Annotated in this window: 14 protein-coding genes; 9 read left to right on the top strand and 5 right to left on the bottom strand. The window is 66.9% G+C overall.

The features are described 5' to 3' along the window. Window positions 1–74 precede the first annotated feature (74 nt). Window positions 75–1,289 (top strand): adenylate/guanylate cyclase domain-containing protein, encoded by a 1,215-nt coding sequence (locus tag N825_RS21385; protein WP_037456928.1) that lies wholly within the window; start codon window positions 75–77, stop codon window positions 1,287–1,289. On the opposite strand, the gene N825_RS21380 is transcribed toward N825_RS21385, so the two are convergent. After that, window positions 1,271–2,002, bottom strand: coding sequence for a pyridoxamine 5'-phosphate oxidase family protein (locus N825_RS21380; RefSeq protein WP_037456749.1), 732 nt, complete (start codon window positions 2,000–2,002; stop codon window positions 1,271–1,273). The genes N825_RS21385 and N825_RS21380 overlap by 19 nt on opposite strands. Before the next feature lie 72 nt (window positions 2,003–2,074). Between N825_RS21380 and pdxR the strand changes: the two genes are divergently transcribed. After that, window positions 2,075–3,478 (top strand): MocR-like pyridoxine biosynthesis transcription factor PdxR, encoded by a 1,404-nt coding sequence (gene pdxR, locus N825_RS21375; protein WP_198038806.1) that lies wholly within the window; start codon window positions 2,075–2,077, stop codon window positions 3,476–3,478. Here the strand turns inward: pdxR and N825_RS21370 are convergent. The 3 genes from N825_RS21370 to N825_RS21360 form a co-directional block, all read right to left on the bottom strand. Beyond that, a complete protein-coding gene (locus tag N825_RS21370) occupies window positions 3,471–4,190 on the bottom strand; it encodes an SCO family protein (RefSeq protein ID WP_084164943.1) in 720 nt (239 codons plus the stop codon). The genes pdxR and N825_RS21370 overlap by 8 nt on opposite strands. A gap of 15 nt (window positions 4,191–4,205) precedes the next feature. Further along, entirely contained in the window at window positions 4,206–5,552 is a 1,347-nt protein-coding gene (mtoX, locus tag N825_RS21365; RefSeq protein WP_281174372.1) for a methanethiol oxidase, read from the bottom strand. 109 nt (window positions 5,553–5,661) lie between these two features. Next, the gene (locus N825_RS21360; protein WP_037456741.1) at window positions 5,662–6,474 is read right to left on the bottom strand and encodes a class I SAM-dependent methyltransferase; all 813 of its coding nucleotides are present in this window, start codon (window positions 6,472–6,474) and stop codon (window positions 5,662–5,664) included. A 204-nt stretch (window positions 6,475–6,678) separates the two neighbouring features. Between N825_RS21360 and N825_RS21355 the strand changes: the two genes are divergently transcribed. Then, window positions 6,679–8,661 (top strand): BTAD domain-containing putative transcriptional regulator, encoded by a 1,983-nt coding sequence (locus N825_RS21355; protein ID WP_051512721.1) that lies wholly within the window; start codon window positions 6,679–6,681, stop codon window positions 8,659–8,661. 15 nt (window positions 8,662–8,676) lie between these two features. Here N825_RS21355 and N825_RS21350 read toward each other — a convergent pair whose 3' ends face one another. Beyond that, window positions 8,677–9,444 (bottom strand): SDR family NAD(P)-dependent oxidoreductase, encoded by a 768-nt coding sequence (locus tag N825_RS21350; RefSeq protein ID WP_063833897.1) that lies wholly within the window; start codon window positions 9,442–9,444, stop codon window positions 8,677–8,679. A gap of 250 nt (window positions 9,445–9,694) precedes the next feature. Here N825_RS21350 and N825_RS21345 point away from each other — a divergent pair, with 250 nt between their 5' ends. From N825_RS21345 to N825_RS21320, 6 genes are all read left to right on the top strand, one after another. Beyond that, complete coding sequence (locus N825_RS21345; protein WP_198038805.1) at window positions 9,695–10,846, top strand: ABC transporter ATP-binding protein; 1,152 nt, start codon at window positions 9,695–9,697, stop codon at window positions 10,844–10,846. Further along, window positions 10,843–12,594 (top strand): ABC transporter permease, encoded by a 1,752-nt coding sequence (locus N825_RS21340; RefSeq protein ID WP_037456738.1) that lies wholly within the window; start codon window positions 10,843–10,845, stop codon window positions 12,592–12,594. Before N825_RS21345 ends, N825_RS21340 begins: the two co-directional genes overlap by 4 nt. Before the next feature lie 64 nt (window positions 12,595–12,658). Next, the gene (locus N825_RS21335) at window positions 12,659–14,218 is read left to right on the top strand and encodes an FAD-dependent oxidoreductase (protein WP_198038804.1); all 1,560 of its coding nucleotides are present in this window, start codon (window positions 12,659–12,661) and stop codon (window positions 14,216–14,218) included. A 22-nt stretch (window positions 14,219–14,240) separates the two neighbouring features. Then, window positions 14,241–15,200, top strand: coding sequence for a TauD/TfdA dioxygenase family protein (locus N825_RS21330; RefSeq protein ID WP_051512719.1), 960 nt, complete (start codon window positions 14,241–14,243; stop codon window positions 15,198–15,200). A gap of 50 nt (window positions 15,201–15,250) precedes the next feature. Then, the gene (locus tag N825_RS21325; RefSeq protein WP_198038803.1) at window positions 15,251–16,600 is read left to right on the top strand and encodes an LLM class flavin-dependent oxidoreductase; all 1,350 of its coding nucleotides are present in this window, start codon (window positions 15,251–15,253) and stop codon (window positions 16,598–16,600) included. A gap of 52 nt (window positions 16,601–16,652) precedes the next feature. Continuing rightward, entirely contained in the window at window positions 16,653–17,714 is a 1,062-nt protein-coding gene (locus N825_RS21320) for an ABC transporter substrate-binding protein (protein ID WP_037456732.1), read from the top strand. Window positions 17,715–17,772 lie beyond the last annotated feature (58 nt).

The following is a 17,772-nucleotide window of genomic DNA, read 5'->3' as shown; positions in this document are numbered from 1 at the left end:
GTGATCTGGACCTGGGCCGCCGTTCGTGATCTGTTGTCGTCTTCTTCGGATCTTCGGGGAGGATGGGCCGCTTGATGGATGCGAGCGAGGGGATCAAGGCCTGGATCATCAAGGCGGGTCTGGCGGGCGTCGGCGAGGGCGAGCTCGTGACGGGATATTGCGAACGGCTGGTCCAAGCCGGCGTCCCGATCTGGCGGGCGTCGGTCGGCGCGGACACGCTCCACCCGCTGATCGACGCCCAGGGCCATCGCTGGTTCGCCGGCATCGGCGTCCACGAGGAGCACTTCCACCGCGAGGAATCGCGCGAGCGGCGGGATAGCTGGCTCAACAGCACGTGGCGCTGGATGATCGAGAACGAACAGCCCGAAATGCGCCGCAAACTGTATCTGGGTGAGGGCGCGGATCAATTCCCCCTCCTGGCCGACTTGGCGGCCCAAGGGGGAACCGACTACTGGTCGATCATCATCGACTATGGCGCCGGGGCGGCGCTGGGCGAGACACAGGGTGTGGCGCTATCGTGGACGACCCGCGACCCAGTGGGCTTCCAGCAAGCCGGGATGGACCTGATCCGCGAGACGATGCCGGTCTTCGCCCTCGCCTACAAGGCCGCCATGACCGTAAACGTCGCCCGCGTCGTGGCGCGCACGTATATGGGCGAGGACGTCGCCAACCGTGTGCTGCGCGGCGACATCGAGCGCGGCAAGGTCAAGACGGTGCGTAAGGTGCTGTGGTTCAGCGACCTGACCGGCTTCACCCGCCTCGCAGACACCTTGCCGCGCGATCAACTGCTGGACCTGCTGAACGCCTACGCCGACTGTCTGGTCGGCGTCGTCCACGGGCACGGCGGCGAGGTGCTGAAGTTTCTGGGCGACGGCATCCTGGCCGTGATCGGCAAGGGTGGCTGCGAGGCCTGCCAGCGCGCGCTTGACGCGGCGTCGGCGGCGCGGGCCGCCGTCGCGGCGCTCAACGAAGCAAGATCGGCGGCGGGGCTTCCGACGACGGGCTTCACCCTGGCGCTGCACGAGGGGGAGGTCCATTACGGCAATATCGGCAGCCGGGACCGGCTCGACTTCACGGTGGTCGGACCGGCGGTCAACGAGGCCAGCCGCATACAGGCCATGAGCCGGTCGCTCGACCAGCCAATCCTGATCTCCGCCACCTTCGCCGCCGCCTGCGGCCCGGAACGTCGCCGCGTCGTCTCCGTCGGCCGCTACGCGCTGCGCGGCGTCGAGCGCCCCCAGGAACTGTTCACGCTCGACGACGGAGCGGTTCAGGACGCCGCCTCGTAGGCCCGCTGGGCGTCACGCAACGCCTGATCGAGCGTTTCGCCGGCCCGGTAGATCGCCAGCTCCTCCGGTCTGGCGATTTCGGGCAAAAGTCGCGGGCAAGGTTGCTCCTCGCCGATGATGGTGCGGATGGGAAGGACGCCGGCCCAGACGGGGTGACCGTAATCCTCCTCTTCGTCGGCCACGCCCTTGGCGCGGATCTTGGCGGAGGCTTGGTCGATCGCCATCCCGATCACGGTGGTGGCCTTGATCTCCTGGGCCGTGATCGGGCGCAGGCTGGCGCTTCGGTCGGGATAGAAGCGGTCCACGACGGCGCGCAGGGCCGCCGCCTTCTCGTCCGGATCTTCGACGATCCTGGCGGTGCCGAAGCACATCGCCGACCGGTAGTTGGCCGAGTGGTTGAAGCCGGAGCGGGCGAGAACCAGGCCATCCAGGTGCGACACCGTCAGGTTGGCCGCAATTCCCTCCTTGAGGTGGCGCAGCATCCGGCTGGCCGACGAGCCGTGCCAATACAGGGTGTCGCCCTCGCGCCAGTAGAGGGTCGGCGTGCAGTAGGGCTGCCCGTCGATCACATAGGCCACGTGGCACAGCATGCCAGCATCCAGGATGGCGTGGACGGCGGCGCGGTCATAGCTTCCCCTCTCGTGCAGCCGCTTGACACGGTTGCGGTCTGAGATGGGGTAGCTTCCGGGATCGGAACTGATATCGGTAGACATGGTCTTGCCTTCTCGCGTTTGACGAGCCTATCCTCCGCCATGGCATTGGTTCGAAAAAGCTCCAATTCATCGGTGAAAATCCAGACCAATTCACCGGATTGGTCGGCGCTCATCCCCGTGCTGCCCAACCAGGGACCGCGCACCGCCGCCCTATACGACGCCATCCGGCGGCTGATCGAATCCGGCGCCGTCCCACCGCGCGGCAAGCTGCCGCCCAGCCGCGATCTGGCGAAGGGGTTGAAGGTCTCGCGCGCCGCCGTGGTGGCGGCGTTCGAGATGCTGATCGCCGATGGCTTCGCCGAGGCGCGGACGGGTTCGGGGACCTTTGTCGCCGCGCAGGTTCCCTTGCTGCGGCGTCCCGCCGCCGACACGGCACCGGCGCCGGAAGCCCCGCCGCCCCTGCCGGGAACGCTGGGCGCCGCCATGGCCGACGATCGGACGCTGAAGACGTTCCGCACGCTGCTGTCGTGGCATCTGGCACGGCCGGGGGCCGAGCACTTCAACTACGGCGATCCGCGCGGCGGCCTGGGCTTTCGGGAGGCGGTCGTCTCCTATCTGCGGGCGGCGCGGGGTGTCCGTTGTGATGTCAATTCGATCATCATCATCTCGGGCACGCAGCAGGGGCTGGACTTGGTGATCCGGAGCGCCCTGCGGCCGGGTGACGCGGCGTGGATCGAGGACCCGTGCTATCCGATGGCACTGGAAGCCCTCACCGGGGCGGGCGTCCGGGTGGTCGGCGTTCCGGTGGACTCGGAAGGGCTCGACCCCGCGCGGGGCGAGGCGCTGATGCCGAAGGCCCGCGCCGCCTATGTCACGCCGTCGCACCAATTTCCGCTGGGCGTCACCATGACGATGCGCCGCCGGCTGGCCTTGATCGACTGGGCGAAACGCAATGACGCGTGGATCATCGAGGACGATTACGACAGCGAGTTTCGCTACGCCGGACCGCGCCTGACCGCCTTGCAGGGCATCGACGACGCCGGTCGCGTCATCTATGTCGGGACCTTCTCCAAGGTGCTGTTTCCCGGCCTGCGGATCGGCTACGCCGTCATCCCGGAGCCGCTGCTAGGCCAAGTCGTGGCATTGCGCAACCGCACCGACCGCTATCCGCCGACCCTGGCGGAGGCGGCGCTGACCGACCTGCTGCGCGAGGGGCACTTCGCCGCCCATATCCGGCGCGCCCGCCGACGGGCGCAGGCGGCCCGCGACGCCTTGGTCGAAGGCCTTCGGTCGGGGCCCAACCCCGGATTGGAGGTCACGGTACCCGACCAAGGTCTTCACCTGATAGCCGACCTGACGACCGGCGCCCGAGACACGGAGGTGGCGTTGGCGGCGAAAAGCGTCGGACTGGCCGCCCGGCCGCTCTCGTCGATGTATGTCTCCGAACCGGCGCGGCAGGGGCTGGTCATCGGCTTCTCCGGCTTCACGGGTGACGACCTGCGTCTGGCCGCCAGCCGGCTGGCGGCGATCATCTGACCGCCGCTTGCCGCCGCGGTTCCATCCGCAGGGTCCGGATGTCCGCCAGCACCAGCCGGGGATCCAGGAAGTCCAGGCTGTAGATGTTGCGGATCCTGTGCTCCCGATCGATCAGGTAGACCCGGAGTTGGTGGGCGAGCGGACCATCGGGATTGACCGAGGTGAGGACCCGCTGGTCGTAGGCGGTCAGGATCTCCCCCAACTCACCCTTGTCGCGGGCGGTCAGGAACGGCCAGTCCGCTCCCTTTTCACCCCGCCCGCCGTCATCCCGAAAGGCCTTGGCCTCCTCGGCCATGACCTCCGGCGTGTCGTGATCGGGGTCGAAGCTCATGGTGATCAGCCGCAAGCCGGCGGCCAGTTCCGGATCCTCGGCGGTCGCCTCGTGCAGGTCACGCATCAACTGGGTGCCGAACGGGCAGATGTCGCCGCACCGGGTGTAGATGAAGCTGAGGACGGTGATCCCGTCCCCCATCAGTTCGCTCAGGTGGCGGACGGCCCCGGTCTCGTCCAGGGCGACGCCATCGGCGGCCACCGCCAAGGGAGGAAGCTGGTAGGTGCCGGGTTTCGGCGGATCGTAGTCGAACCCGGACGGCCGCGGCGGCGCCACCGGCGCGCCGCCACCGTGGCTATGTCCGGAATCCGCCGCGGCCGCCACGGTCAGGGCCAGGGTCAGCCAGGCCAGTCCGGCCAACAGCATCACGGAAGAACGCATGACGATCCCTCCGGTTCAGTTGGTGTAGAGGCTGGCGGCGCCGAAGCGCATGATGTGCGGCCGGCCCAACTTCTTTTCGGTGAAATCGATGGCGAAGCGCTCCGTCAACTCCGTGCCGTTCCAGTCGTAGCCCTTGATGAACTGGTCGTTGTCGGCGCCCTTCTTGTCCCAATTGGCGAGCAGCGAGGTGGTGAAGTAGACGCGTTTTCCATCCCAGGACTGGGACACCATGTTGACTTGGCGGCCGATCGACTTCTCAAGGATCAGCTTGGGCGAATGCGGGTCCCGGACATCGTAGACACGGACCTTGCCATCCATGAAGGTGTCGACGAACAGGGTGGCGTCGTCGGCGCTGAGGCTGATGTCGACCGGCAACGGAATGTCCGAGGGGTTGCCGATGTCGGCGACCGCCTTCGCCTTCCACTCGCCGTCCTTGTCCTCGTAAATCAGCCAGATCTTCGAGGTCAGCGCCGTGGTGGTGAAGGCGTGGTTGTGCTCCGGCCCCCAAGCCCAGCGAATCTCCAGGGGCGCGCCCGGAACGTTGAACACCTTCTTGGGCTGGCGGGCGTGGAAGTCCCACAGCACCACCGTCTGGCCGAAGCGCTTCATCGCTTCGGGGTCCTTGATCACCTCGCCCAGGTCCCGCATGTAGTTCGCCTTGCCGGTGAAGGACGAGGTCAGCATCACGTTCTTGCGCGGCAGGACGCGCTGGTCATAGCCGTAGCCATCCGCGACCCCCTCGACCGTGGCGCCGCGCGGGTCCTCCGCTGTTGGCATCCAGTGGGTGGCGAGGAAGCGGCCATCGTTGGTGTATTCGACCAGGGCCGTGCGTCCGCCCTCGTCCTTGGCGTTGGACAGGCCGGACATCAGCATGCGGCCGGGCAAGGCGTAGGCTCCATGGGGACCGACGACGCCGCCGGTGGCCTGGACGAAATCGTCGATCGTCCGATCCAGCTTCGGATGCGCCGGATCGGTGTGGACGTCGAAAATGAAGATGCGGCTGGTATCCAGGCCGCTGGTCCAGAAATAGCGACGGTCGTCGGTCAACCCGCCGTGATGCGCCTCGTTGCGGCCCCCGACCGAGGCGCTGGCGATCACCTGGCCATAGGTGGCGGATCCTGGACGGACATCGACCGTCACCAGCTTGTCCGATCCGTCGCCCATGCCGTCGACACCCAAGGTCCAGACATAGACGTAGTCCTCTTGGCCCGTGATCTTGGGCATGAAGGGCGACATGCAGGTCTCGTCCGCCCAGACCGGCGCCGTGGCGCCGGTCAGCAGCAATGCCACCGACAGCGCCAGCCCTCGGCCGCGTCCCATGCCCCGCCTCATCAAGGCGAGCGATCGCGTGAAAGCATCCATGGCTTTCCTCCCCAAATCCCGTTTCGCCGTTGCGGCCGCTCTCCCCGTGGGAGTGGCGGCGGACCCAGTTCGCTGGGTGCCGGCCAGTGGAAGTTTACCATGATTTGTCCTACCGGCGTGTGCCAAGCGTGATGACGAAGGTGCGCGGCACGTGGATGCCCTGGCCCTTCCTGAAAGTCTCGTGGAAGGCCACGAAGTCGCGCTTCAGCGCCGCGCGGCGGTCGTCGTCCAAGCTGGCGGCCAGCATGCGCGTCGGGCCGTATCCCGTGATGAAGGTGTTCCAGGCGGCCTCGCCGCCGGTCTCGACATAGTGGCTGGTCTCGGTTGTGATGGTCAGGTCGAAGGCGTCGCCCAGCAGTTCCTCCAACCGTTCGGGGCGGCCCCAGTCGAACGGCGATACCGCCGGTGGCGCCGCCATATAGGGGCGCATCACGCCGAACATCCGGGCGATGGCGCCATCCGGGGTCCAGGTCGCGAGCGCCAATCTTCCGCCAAGCCGGCAAACGCGGGCGAGTTCGCGGGCCGCCGCTTCGGGGCGGCTGACGAACATGACGCCAAAGGTGGAGATCACGGCATCGAAGCTGGCGTCCTCGAACTCCAACGCCTCGGCGTCGCCGATCCGGTAGTCCACCGTGAGGCCGCTGGTCAACTCCCGGGCGGCGTCGAGCAAGCCCGTCGCGATGTCGATACCGATGACGGCGGCGCCGCGCCGGGCGCAGGCGCGTGCGGTGATGCCGGTGCCCGTCGCGACATCGAGGACGCGCTCGCCGGCTCGCGGAGCGAACTTGGCGACCGTGGCGTCGATGCCGTCGTGGACGCCGCGGATGATCTCCTCGTAGTCCCGTCCGCCCGAACTCCAGACGGAGGCGGCGCGCTCGTTATGCGGCTGGATGGCGGGTGTGGCGATCACTTGGCTGGTCATGACGTCTTCTCCATCGCGAGATTTGCCCGAATGGATCGGGCCGCGACGGGAAGGATCCCGGGCGGGCGTCATCCGAAGCGTCAAGAAAACGTCAAAACCCGGCGCTCTCTTTTGGCGTTGATCTTTTGCGGCTGAAGGGAACCCGCCCCGGAGGCCGGATGGTGCTATGGTTCGTCTGGCGAATGGGCTGCGTTTTGGCGCGAGATGGACCAACCAACTCTTCGGCTGATAGGTGACTTCGCGATCACCGGCATGGACGGCCGGATGGTGGCGCCTCCTGGGCGGAAGGCGCGGATGGCGCTCGCCTGGATCGCCCTCAATGGGCCCCGCCCCGTCCCGCGGGAACGGTTGGCCGGTGTCTTTTGGGACGACCGCCCCGATCGACACGCCCGCCACAGCCTGCGCCAATGCCTGCTGGAACTGCGCCAACTGGGCGGAGCGGCGGGTATCGGCCTGATCGATGCCGGCAAGGATACCGTGACCTTCGCGCTGCCGGCCGAGCGGGTGGATGCGTTGGCGATCGAGCGGCTGGCCCGAGACGGCACACTCGCCAGCCTACGCGCCGCGGCTTCGTTGTGCGTTGGCGAGTTGCTGCCCGGCATGGATGGCGACTGCGGGGACTTCGGCGCGTGGCTGGCGGCTGAGCGTGCCCGGTTCTCCCGGATCTCGGCGGGGGTTTTCGCCCGCCTGACCGAACTGTGCGAGGCCTTGGAAGACTGGGACGGCGTCGCGTCCGCGGCCGAGGGTTGGCTGAACCTCGATCCCGCCTGCGAGGATGCCCACCGCGCCCTGATGCGTGTCCACGCCCAAGCCGGCCGGCGGTCGGACGCCGTGCGGCAGTACCAAGCCTGTGCCGAGGCGGTGCGCCGCCGTCTCGACGCCGAACCGGAGGAGCGGACCGTCGACCTGCTGCGCGACATCCGTGGCGGCGGGACGATCATCAAAATGGCGGACCCGCGGGAGCCCGAACCCCGCCGCGTGTCGGCCAAGCCTTCGCTCGCCGTGCTGCCGTTCGACACATTGGGCGATACGCTGGGCGGAACGGTTGATGGCGGCGGCGTCGCCGATGGCCTCTCCCACGACATCCTGGCCCGGCTGGCGCGGCTCCGTTCGCTCTTCGTCATCGCCCGGGGATCGTCCTTCAGGTTTCGGGGTGGCCAGATCGACCCGCGCACCGTGGGCCGGACGCTCGGCGCGCGTTATCTGGTAACCGGCTCGGTTCGCGCCCACGCGGGGCGGCTCCGGCTGACGGTGGAACTGGTGGAAACCGAGACCGCGACCGTCGTGTGGGGCGATGTCTTCGACACACGGCTGGGCGAGCTGTTCGCGGTCCAGGAGGACTTGACCGGGCGGATCGTGGCGGCGCTGGAGATCGAGATCGAGGCGGCGGAGATCCGGCACGCCTTGGCGTGGCCCGTGACCTCGCTGGACGCCTGGGGCGCCTATCACAGGGGCCTCTGGCACATGTTCCGGTTCACCCGCGACGACAACGAGACGGCGCGGGGATTCTTCCAGCAGGCGTTGCGGCTCGATCCGATCTGCGCCCGGGCCCATGCCGGATTGTCGTTCACCCATTTCCAGGACGCCTTCCTGCACCGGACCGGCGATCGCCGGCGCGAGACCGACAGGGCCTATCGCTTCGCCGAGCGCGGCGTGGCATTGGATGAGCGGGACCCGACGTCCCATTGGGCCCTGGGGCGGGCGCTCTGGCTGCTGGACCGCCATGACGACGCGGTCGGGGAGTTGGAACAGGCCGTCCAGCTCAACCCGAATTTCGCGCTGGGTCACTACACGATCGCCTTCGTCCAGGCGCAGGGCGGCGATGCCCACGAAGCACTCGGCGCGGTCGATCTGGCGCAACGTCTCAGCCCTATCGACCCGCTGCTGTTCGGGATGCTGGGAGTGCGGGCGCTCGCCCGACTGGACTTGGGTGATTACAGCGAAGCGGCGGACTGGGGCGACCGGGCCGCCCGCCGGCCCAACGCCCATGTCCACATCCACGCCATCGCCGCCTTCTGCGACGCCCTGGCGGACCGCCACGACCAAGCGGTGGAGCACGCCCGGCGGATCAAGGAGACCGCGCCCACCTACCGTTGCGGCGATTTCCTGATGGCGTTCCACACCCTGCGGCCAAGGGTGGCCGATCTGATCCGTCGGGAAGGCCCCGCGATCGGTATCCCGGTTTGAGCCGCGGGCACCTGGCTAGGGCAGATAGAGCCCCCCATTGACGTGGATGGTCTGCCCGGTGATGTAGGCTCCCGCCGGTGAGCACAGCAGGCGGACCACCTCCGCGACATCGGCGGGTTCTCCCTCGTGCCCGACCAGGGGCTTGCCGCCACCGGGAAACTCGCCCGCCGGCCCGGCGGTCGCGGACCGCGGTCCCCCGATCTTGCCCGGCGCCACGCAGTTGGCGGTGACGCCGGTGCCGGCGAACTCGACCGCGATCGCTTTCGTCAATCCGACGATTCCGGCCTTGGCGGTGGCGACATGGGCGCGCCGGCTGGCTCCCGCGTGGCCGCTCAATCCACCGATCGCCACGATCCGCCCATGGCCGCGCTGGACCATTCCGGGCACCACGGCCCTGCTCAGCAGGAACGCGCCGTCCAGCACGACGCTGGTGATCTCGCGCCATTCCTCCAGGGTCATGCCGCTGAGCGGCGTCTCGCGCCGGATGGCGGCATTGTTGACCAGGATGTCGATGCGGCCATGCCGATCGATGATCGACGAAACGAAGCCGGTTACCTCGGCCTCGTCGGTGATGTCGGCGAGCCTCGCCTCGGCGCCGCCGCCAGCTTCCCGTATGGATGACGCCACGGCCTCTATCTCGGCCGCCGAGGCGCGGGCGTGAGCCACGACATAGGCGCCTTCGGCGGCCAGAGCCAAGGCGATTTCGCGGCCGATCCTGCGCGCTGATCCGGTGACGACGGCGACTTGGCCAGTGAGGGGGAGTTGTCGGGATGGCATCATCATGAGGTTTCTTCGAGCACCACGTTCAGATTTAACAAGTTTCAGTGACACAACTAAGGATTCCACATATTCAAAATGAGTATGTATGCTATCTACATTATCCACCCACCTCAACCTTGATTCTCGACTAAATCGATGGATTAATGAGTGATTAATGGGTGCGCGGTTTACCAACTAAAAATTGGTGAATTCTGGAGACAGCGCCAGAGGAAGCGACCAACAAGACGCGAATGGGCGACTACAGGAGCATGATGTGAACGTGGAGGCTATCGCGCGGCATCCCGCCGCCAGGGACGCGAGGCATTCCCAGGATGAAATCCCAAGACTGCTGATCAAGAACCTCAAGAAGAAGCTTGGTGATACCGCCGCGGTCAATGGCATCGACCTGTCGGTCCGTCCCGGCGAGAGTGTCGTCCTTCTGGGACCAAGCGGCTGCGGCAAGACCACGACACTCCGCATGGTCGCGGGCTTCCTGACACCGGATGGTGGCGAGATCCACCTGGATGGCAAGCTGGTCTCCAGCGCCACGGTTTCGGCGCCGCCCGAGCGGCGCAACCTCGGCATGGTGTTCCAGACCTACGCCGTTTGGCCGCATATGAAGGTCGCGGATAATGTCGGCTATGGATTGAAGGTGGCCGGCGGCAAGCGCGACGACATCGCCCGCGAGGTCGCCCGCATCCTCGACATCGTCCAGCTTGGACATCTGGCGGGACGCTATCCGGCGGAACTGAGCGGTGGCCAGCAACAGCGCGTCGCCCTGGCCCGCGCCCTCGTCACCAGGCCGTCGCTTCTGCTGCTGGACGAGCCCTTGTCCAACCTGGACGCGGCTCTGCGGCAGGAGATGCGGTACGAGTTGAAGGAACTCCATACCAGGATCGGGATCACCACGCTCTACGTCACCCACGACCAGGACGAGGCGCTGGTGTTGGCCGACCGCATCGTCGTGCTCGACAAGGGCCGCATCGAACAGGTGGGCACGCCCCAAGAGATCTACCGCCGACCGGCCAGCCGCTTCGTGGCCTCTTTCATCGGTACGGCCAACCTGCTGGAGGGGGCGGTCTCCAACGTCGACGCGCCCGGGGGCAAAGCCGCCGTGAGGCTCGATGCCGGCGACACGATCTGGACATCCGCCCCAGCGGACTGGCTATCGACCGCCTATGCCGGCCAGCGGGCGACCGTCCTGGCGCGGCCCGAGGACGCGGTGTTCGAGCGGCCGGAAGGCGCGCGATCGGGCCAAGGGATAGGCGTCTACCTACGCTCCGCCGCGTATCTGGGGAACCGGTACGAAATTCAACTCGATGCCGGCGATACCCCGTTGCGGGCGCAGGCGAGGACGACCGACGCGTTCGTCGACGGCACGGCGCGTCTGTGGTTCCGCCCCGACGCCACCTGGGTGGTGGCATGAGCCAGTACTCCGAAAACGCTTTGAGGATCGGGCCGGGTGGAACGGCGGCGCGGACGGCCGGAACCTCGATCCCGCGGGCGTTCCTGACGAATCTCCAGCCGGTCCGCGTGATCGTGATCTCGCTTTCGATACTCATCCTGCTGGCACTGATCGCCTATCCCCTGCTTCTCCTCATGGGCCACAGCTTCATCGGCCCCGACGGCAACCTGACCTTCGAGACGATCACCAAGGCGTTTTCCCGGCGCGGCATGACGCAGGCGACGATCAACTCGGGCATCCTGGTCGTGACGGTCACGGCGGGAGCCTGCGCCATCGGTATCCCACTGGCTTGGATCGTCGCGCGGACCGACACGCCGGGCAAGCTGCTGGTGACATTGTCGGCCGGCGTCGCCTTCGTCATCCCAACCTTCGTCTCGGTGATCTCCTGGATCTTCCTGGCGGCGCCCAATTCCGGTTATCTCAACGCGCTGGCGCTGGAGTGGTTCGGGCTCACCACGGCGCCGTTCAACATCATGAGTTTCACCGGGCTGATCTTCATCGAGACGATCGGCGTCTATCCGCTGGTGTTCTTCGCGGTCGTCACCGCCCTCAACAATGTGGACGCCAGCAACGAGCAGGCCGCCCGCATCCTGGGCGCCGGCAGGGCGCGGACCGCCCTGACCATCACGCTGCCACTCGTGCGGCCGGCCATCCTGACCAGCGTCATCCTGGTGATGCTGGACGCCCTGTCATCGTTCGGGGCACCGGCGGCGATCGGCACCATGGCGAACTTCTCGGTGCTGACGACGAAGATCTACGACCTGCTGACATTCCCGCCCCGGTTCAACTACGCGGCGGCGGTGGCGATGCCGATCATGATCTTCACGCTGATCAGCCTGCTGATCCAAAAATACGCCATCCGCGCCGAGAACTTCCGCACCCTGACCGGCAAGGCCACGCCCGACCAGATCATCCGATTGGGCCGCTGGCGTTGGCTGAGCGCGGGGTTCTGCCTCGTGGTGGCGGCGATCACCGCGATCCTGCCGATCGGAGCGTTGATCCTGCTGTCGGTCCTGCGGTCGTTCGGCTCCGACATCACCGCCGACAACTTGGTTTCGCAGCACTACGCGCTGATCCTCAACGAGAACTTCGTGGCCCGGGGCGCCATCGGCAACAGCCTGCTGCTGGCCGCGGCCACCGCGACCGTCTGCGCCTTCCTCGGATTGATCTTCGCCTGGGTGGTGGAGCGGATCGACTTCATCGGCAAAGGCGCCATCACATTCCTGATCATGATCGCCTACGGCTTCCCGTCGATCGCCTACGCGGTCGGCATCATGATGGGATACGTCGACTGGTTCTACGGCACGCTGACGCTGATCCTGATCGCCTACGCCGGCAAGCTGCTGCCAATCGCCTTCGTCCTGGTTCGGAACGGCATCCAGCAACTCTCGGTCGATTTGGAGGAGGCGGCCCGCATCTCGGGTGCCGGATGGCTGCGCGGGATTGCCGACATCACCTTCCCGCTGATGCGCGGCGCCATTGGCATCGGCTGGGTCCTGGTGTTCTCGCTGAGCCTTCGCGAGCTGTCGATGTCGGCCATCCTCAGCCAAGCCGACACGCAGGTGATGCCCACCGTCGTCATCCAGTTCATCGAGGATGGCGCCATCGAACTGGCGGCCGCGCTGTCCGTGATCATCGTCTCGATCAGCATCGCCATCCTCGTCCTGGTCAAGCGCTTCTCGAGGAAGCCGGCCAGCGCCCTGGACTGAGCGCGTCCTGGCCCAAGGGACAGCAATCCGAAAGACCAAGAAAATGTCGACACATGGAAAAAAGTTGGACGAACACCAGCCGAACCAGCACTTCGACGAAACCTGGGACGTCCTGGTCGTTGGTTTTGGCTTCGCGGGGGGCGCCGCGGCGGTGTCCGCGCATGACGCCGGCGCCGACGTCCTGCTGATCGAGAAGATGCCCGATCCTGGCGGCATCTCGATCTGCGCCGGCGGCGGCATCCGCAGCGTCACCGACCTACCCCGCGGCCGGGAATACCTGCGCCACACCGTGGGGCCCGACGTGCCGGACGACGTGCTCGACGTCATGGCGGAGGGGATGGCGAACCTGGAAGGCTATTTCCGCCGGCTGGCCACGGTCAACGGCGCCGAGATCGTGACACGGGACCGCGGCGGCAACTATCCTTTCCCCGGCCATGACGCGCTGGGCATCGTCGAGGTGGCATCCATTCCCGGTTTCGACGCCCGGGCGGAATACCCCCACGCCCGCGGCCGCCTGCTCGGCCCCAACGTGTTCAAGCTGCTGCACGACAATGTGCGGGCGCGTGACATCGAGGTGCGGCTGGGAACGGCGGCGGAACGGCTGATCCTGGGTCCCACCGGCGAGGTGCTGGGAGCCGTCATCCGGTCGGCGGCCGGAACGCGTCGGGTCGGCGCCCGGCGCGGCGTGATCCTGGCGACCGGCGGCTTCGAGGCCGCCCCCGAGCTTCAGCGGAAATACTGGCAGATCCGCCCAGTCCTGCCGGCCGCGACGCGCGGCAACACCGGCGACGGCATCCGCATGGCCCAAGCGGCGGGCGCCGACCTCTGGCACATGTGGCATTTCCACGGGAGCTATGGCTTCCGCCACCACGATCCGGCCTATCCGTTCGGCCTGAGGGTCAAGCGGCTGCCGGACTGGAACCCCACGGTCAAGGAGCCGGATGTCAGGATGTCGTGGATCATCCTGGACGGCGAGGGCCGCCGGTTCATGAACGAGTACCACCCGTACCTCCAGGACACGGGACATCGTCCGCTCGACCAGTTCGACCCCGTGACCCAGCGTTTCCCAAAGATCCCGGCCTATCTCGTCGTTGACGAGGATGGCCGCCAACTCTATCCGCTGGGACAGGCCGTGCTGAACGACCGGACCGTCGAACCCTATGCCTGGAGCGCCGACAACCTCCAGGAAGTGGAGAACGGTATCCTGAGGAAGGCCGACAGCGTCCAGGAACTGGCCGCGATCGTCGGGGCCAATCCCGCCGTGGTGGCGGCGAGCCTGGAGCGCTGGAACCAAGTGGTCGAGCGCGGCCGCGACGCCGATCAGGGGCGGCCCGGTGGTTCCCTGTTCCCGGTCAGGAAGCCGCCCTTCTACGTCGGCGAGCTTTGGCCCGTCGTCAACAACACCCAGGGCGGCCCCGCCCATGATGCCCACCAGCGCGTGCTGAACAGCTTTGGCGAGCCGATCCCGCGCCTCTACGAGGCGGGAGAGCTCGGCAGCATCTGGGGCTTCCTCTACCTGGGCGCCGGCAACCTCGCCGAATGCTTCGTGACCGGACAGGTCTCCGGCGCCCACGCCGCCGCCCTGCGGCCGTGGATGCCAGCCGTCCACGACTCCGCGGCCTGAACCCCCTTCTGAGGAATTTACGATGTACGCACCGATTTCCCTCGACACGATCACCCTGCTGGAACGCGACACCGGCCCCGTCCCGAACGATGCGGCCAGGCTGAGGATCGTGCCGCTCAGCCCCGGCATCGGCGCCCGGATCGAAGGCGTCGATCTCTCCCAGCCGGTTCCGGACGCGATCAAAGCGGCCTTGCGCCAAGCCTGGAGCGACCATCTGGTCATCCTGTTCCAGGGTCAGGTCCTGACGCCGCGCGAGTATCGCGACGCCGCCGCGATCTTCGGCACGCCACAGGAAGGCGCCAACCGGCGTTATTACCAGGAAGCCGGCCTGCCAACCCAGGATGAGGTCGCCGAGGTCTCGATCCTGTCCAACCTGGGGCCCGATGGCCTACCCGTCCGCGAGAACGATGGACTGGGCAGCCTGGAGGTCGTCTGGCATTCCGACAACTCCTATATCGAGAAGCCGCCGGTCGGCAGCGCCCTCTACGCGCTGGAGGCGCCGGCGGACAGCGGACGGACCTCCTTCGCCAACCAGTATCTCGCCTACGAGACGCTGCCCGAGGATCTGAGGGCGGCGATCGCCGGCAGGCGGGCCAAGCACGACGCCAGCCGCAACAGCGCCGGCGTGCTGCGTCCCGGCATCAAGAAGCCGACGACGGCCGAGGAGGTGCCCGGCCCGTTCCATCCCCTGGTGGTCGTCAACCCGGAGACCGGGCGGCGGGCGCTCTATCTCGGGCGCCGCCGGATCTGGCCGTCCCAATACATCGAGGGCATCGACCACGCCGAGAGCGAGGCCCTGCTCGACCGTCTCTGGGCCCACGCGACCAAGCCGGAATTCACCTGGACCCATTCCTGGACACCCGGCGACCTGCTGGTCTGGAGCAACCGCTACGCGATGCACCATCGGACCCCGATCGACGAAACCCGGCGGCGCGTGATGCTGCGCACCCAATTCCAGGGCGAAGCGCCGACCGCTGGCTGAACGCCGGCGACACCCCCCTAGACGATGCATTCACACGGCAGACCGATAAGATGACACGGACACGAAAGATGGCGCTCGGCGCCTTTCTCTACCCGACCGGCCACCACGCCGCCGCTTGGCGGCACCCCGACGCGCAGGCGGACGCGGGCATCAACTTCAAGCATTACGCGGCGGTGGCGCAAGCCGCCGAAGCCGCCAAGTTCGACCTCCTGTTCCTGGCCGACAGCGCGGGTGCCCGCGGCAAGGACTGGAGCGCGCTGGCGCGGTTCTCGACCCATTACGTGGCGCAGTTCGAGCCGACGACGCTGCTGGGGGCGCTGGCCGCCGTGACCGAGCGGATCGGCCTCGTCGCGACCGCCTCGACCACCTATATCGAGCCCTACCACTTGGCGCGAAAGTTCGCCTCGATCGACCATATCAGCGGCGGGCGCGCCGGCTGGAACCTCGTCACCTCGGGCAACGAGGACGAGGCGTTCAACTTCGGCTACGACCAGCACCCACCGCACGACGAACGCTATGAGCGCGCGACCGAATTCATGGACGTCGCCAAGGGCCTTTGGGACAGCTGGGAGGACGACGCCTTCCTCCGCGACAAGGAGACCGGCGTCTTCTTCGACCTGGACAAGGTCTATACCTTGAATCACCGTGGCCGGCATTTCGGCGTTCGCGGGCCGCTGAACATCCCGCGTCCGCCACAGGGCTACCCGGTGCTGGTGCAGGCCGGATCCTCGGACGCCGGCAGGGCGCTCGCCGCGGCCTCCGCCGAGGTGGTCTTCACCGCCCAGCAGACGCTGGAGAGCGCCCAGGAGTTCTACCGGGACGTCAAGGCGCGGACCGCGGCCAACGGCAGGTCACCCGACGACATCCGCATCCTGCCCGGCATCTTCCCGGTGGTCGGCCGCACCGAGGCGGAAGCGCGGGAGAAGTTCGAGGAACTGCAGAATCTCATCCATCCCTCGGTCGGGTTGTCGATTCTGGAACACCGGCTGGGAATACCGTTGTCGCACCTGCCATTCGACGGTCCCCTGCCCCAGGATATCCCGATCACCAACGCGGCGGTCAGCCGCCAGAAGCTGCTGGTCGAACTGGCCCACCGCGAGGGCCTGTCGATCCGGCAGTTGGCGCTCCGGGTCGCTGGCGCCCGCGGCCACTGGCAGGTCATCGGCACGGCGGCGGACATCGTCGACCGGATGGAGGAGCTGTTCCTCAACGAGGGCGCCGATGGCTTCAACATCATGCCGCCCTTCCTGCCGGGCGGCCTGGACGCCTTCATCGAATTGGTGATTCCCGAACTGTGCCGGCGCGGCCTGTTCCGCACCGAATACGAGGGCACCACCCTGCGGGACCATCTCGGCCTGAAACGGCCGGAGCGCGCCCACCGCCATCACAAGGCCGTCTAAACCCATCGTTTTGGGGCCAACCATCCAGAATCCGTCATCGCGGGGGAATATCATGCTGGGAAAAAGTCGTTCATGGCTTTGGGGGATAGCGACGGCGGTCGCTTTGACCACGGCGTCGCTATCGGCGCTGGCCGACACTCTGCCGGAACGGTTCGGCGATCTCTACGAGGCCGCCAGGAAGGAAGGCCAAGTTGTCTTCTACACGTCCTACCGGCAGGAGACGAGCACCGCCTTGCTCGACTACTGGAGCAAGAACTTTCCGGGCGTCAAGCTCAACATCGTCCAGAAGCAGACCCTGGACCTGATCTCGACCATCGAGGCGGAGAAGGCAGCCGGCCGGACCAATCCCGACCTCGTTTTCATCAACCAGCGATCCATCCTGGAGGACTGGGTCCAGCGGGGCTTCATCACGCCGTACAAGGTCCGCGACTTCGACCAGATCCCCGAGCGGTTCAAGCAGAAGGATGGCAACTACTACGTCGTTTCGGCCTTCATCCTGTCGGCGGCCTACAATCCCAAGGTCTTCCCCGACCCTTCCGTCCTGCCGCGGAGGATCACCGACTTCCTCGATCCAAAATGGAAGGGGCGTCTCGTCTTCTCGGATCCAAAGTCGGCATCCTCGCAGTTGACCTGGTTCCAGGCCCTGCTGTCCAAGGGGGTCATCGACTGGGACACCATCGCCGGCCTTGCCAAGCAGGACATGCTGTTCACCCGCGGCAACGCCGAGTCCGTCCGGCTGCTGGTGGCGGGAGAGCGCGACCTGTCACCCCTGATCTCGTCGCAGAACGTCCTGTCGGCCCGGGAGCGCGGTCAGAGCATCAAACTCTACGTGCTGGACGAAGGGGCCGTCGTCCAGGAAACCTTCATCTCGATCTTCAAGGGCGGGCCCAACCCGGAAGCCGCCAAACTGTTGACCGCCGTGCTGAACAGCCCTGAAGGACAGGAACTGACGGCGGCGTCGGGGGCTTATTGGCCGACCCATCCGAGCGCATCGCCTCCCGCCGGCCTGCCGAGGCTCCAGGACATCAAGACGATCTGGCATGACGAGGATGTCGGCGGCGAGGCCTCGGTCAAGTTCCTGGACCAGTTCGACGAGGTCTTCGACCGCGAGTGAGATTTTCGCACCCCCAATCCTCCCGCGTCACAGGACGCGGGAGTACCATCGACGGACC

Source organism: Skermanella stibiiresistens SB22 (assembly GCF_000576635.1).
GTDB classification, from domain to species: domain Bacteria; phylum Pseudomonadota; class Alphaproteobacteria; order Azospirillales; family Azospirillaceae; genus Skermanella; species Skermanella stibiiresistens.
This window is presented reverse-complemented; position numbering and strand designations above follow the sequence as displayed.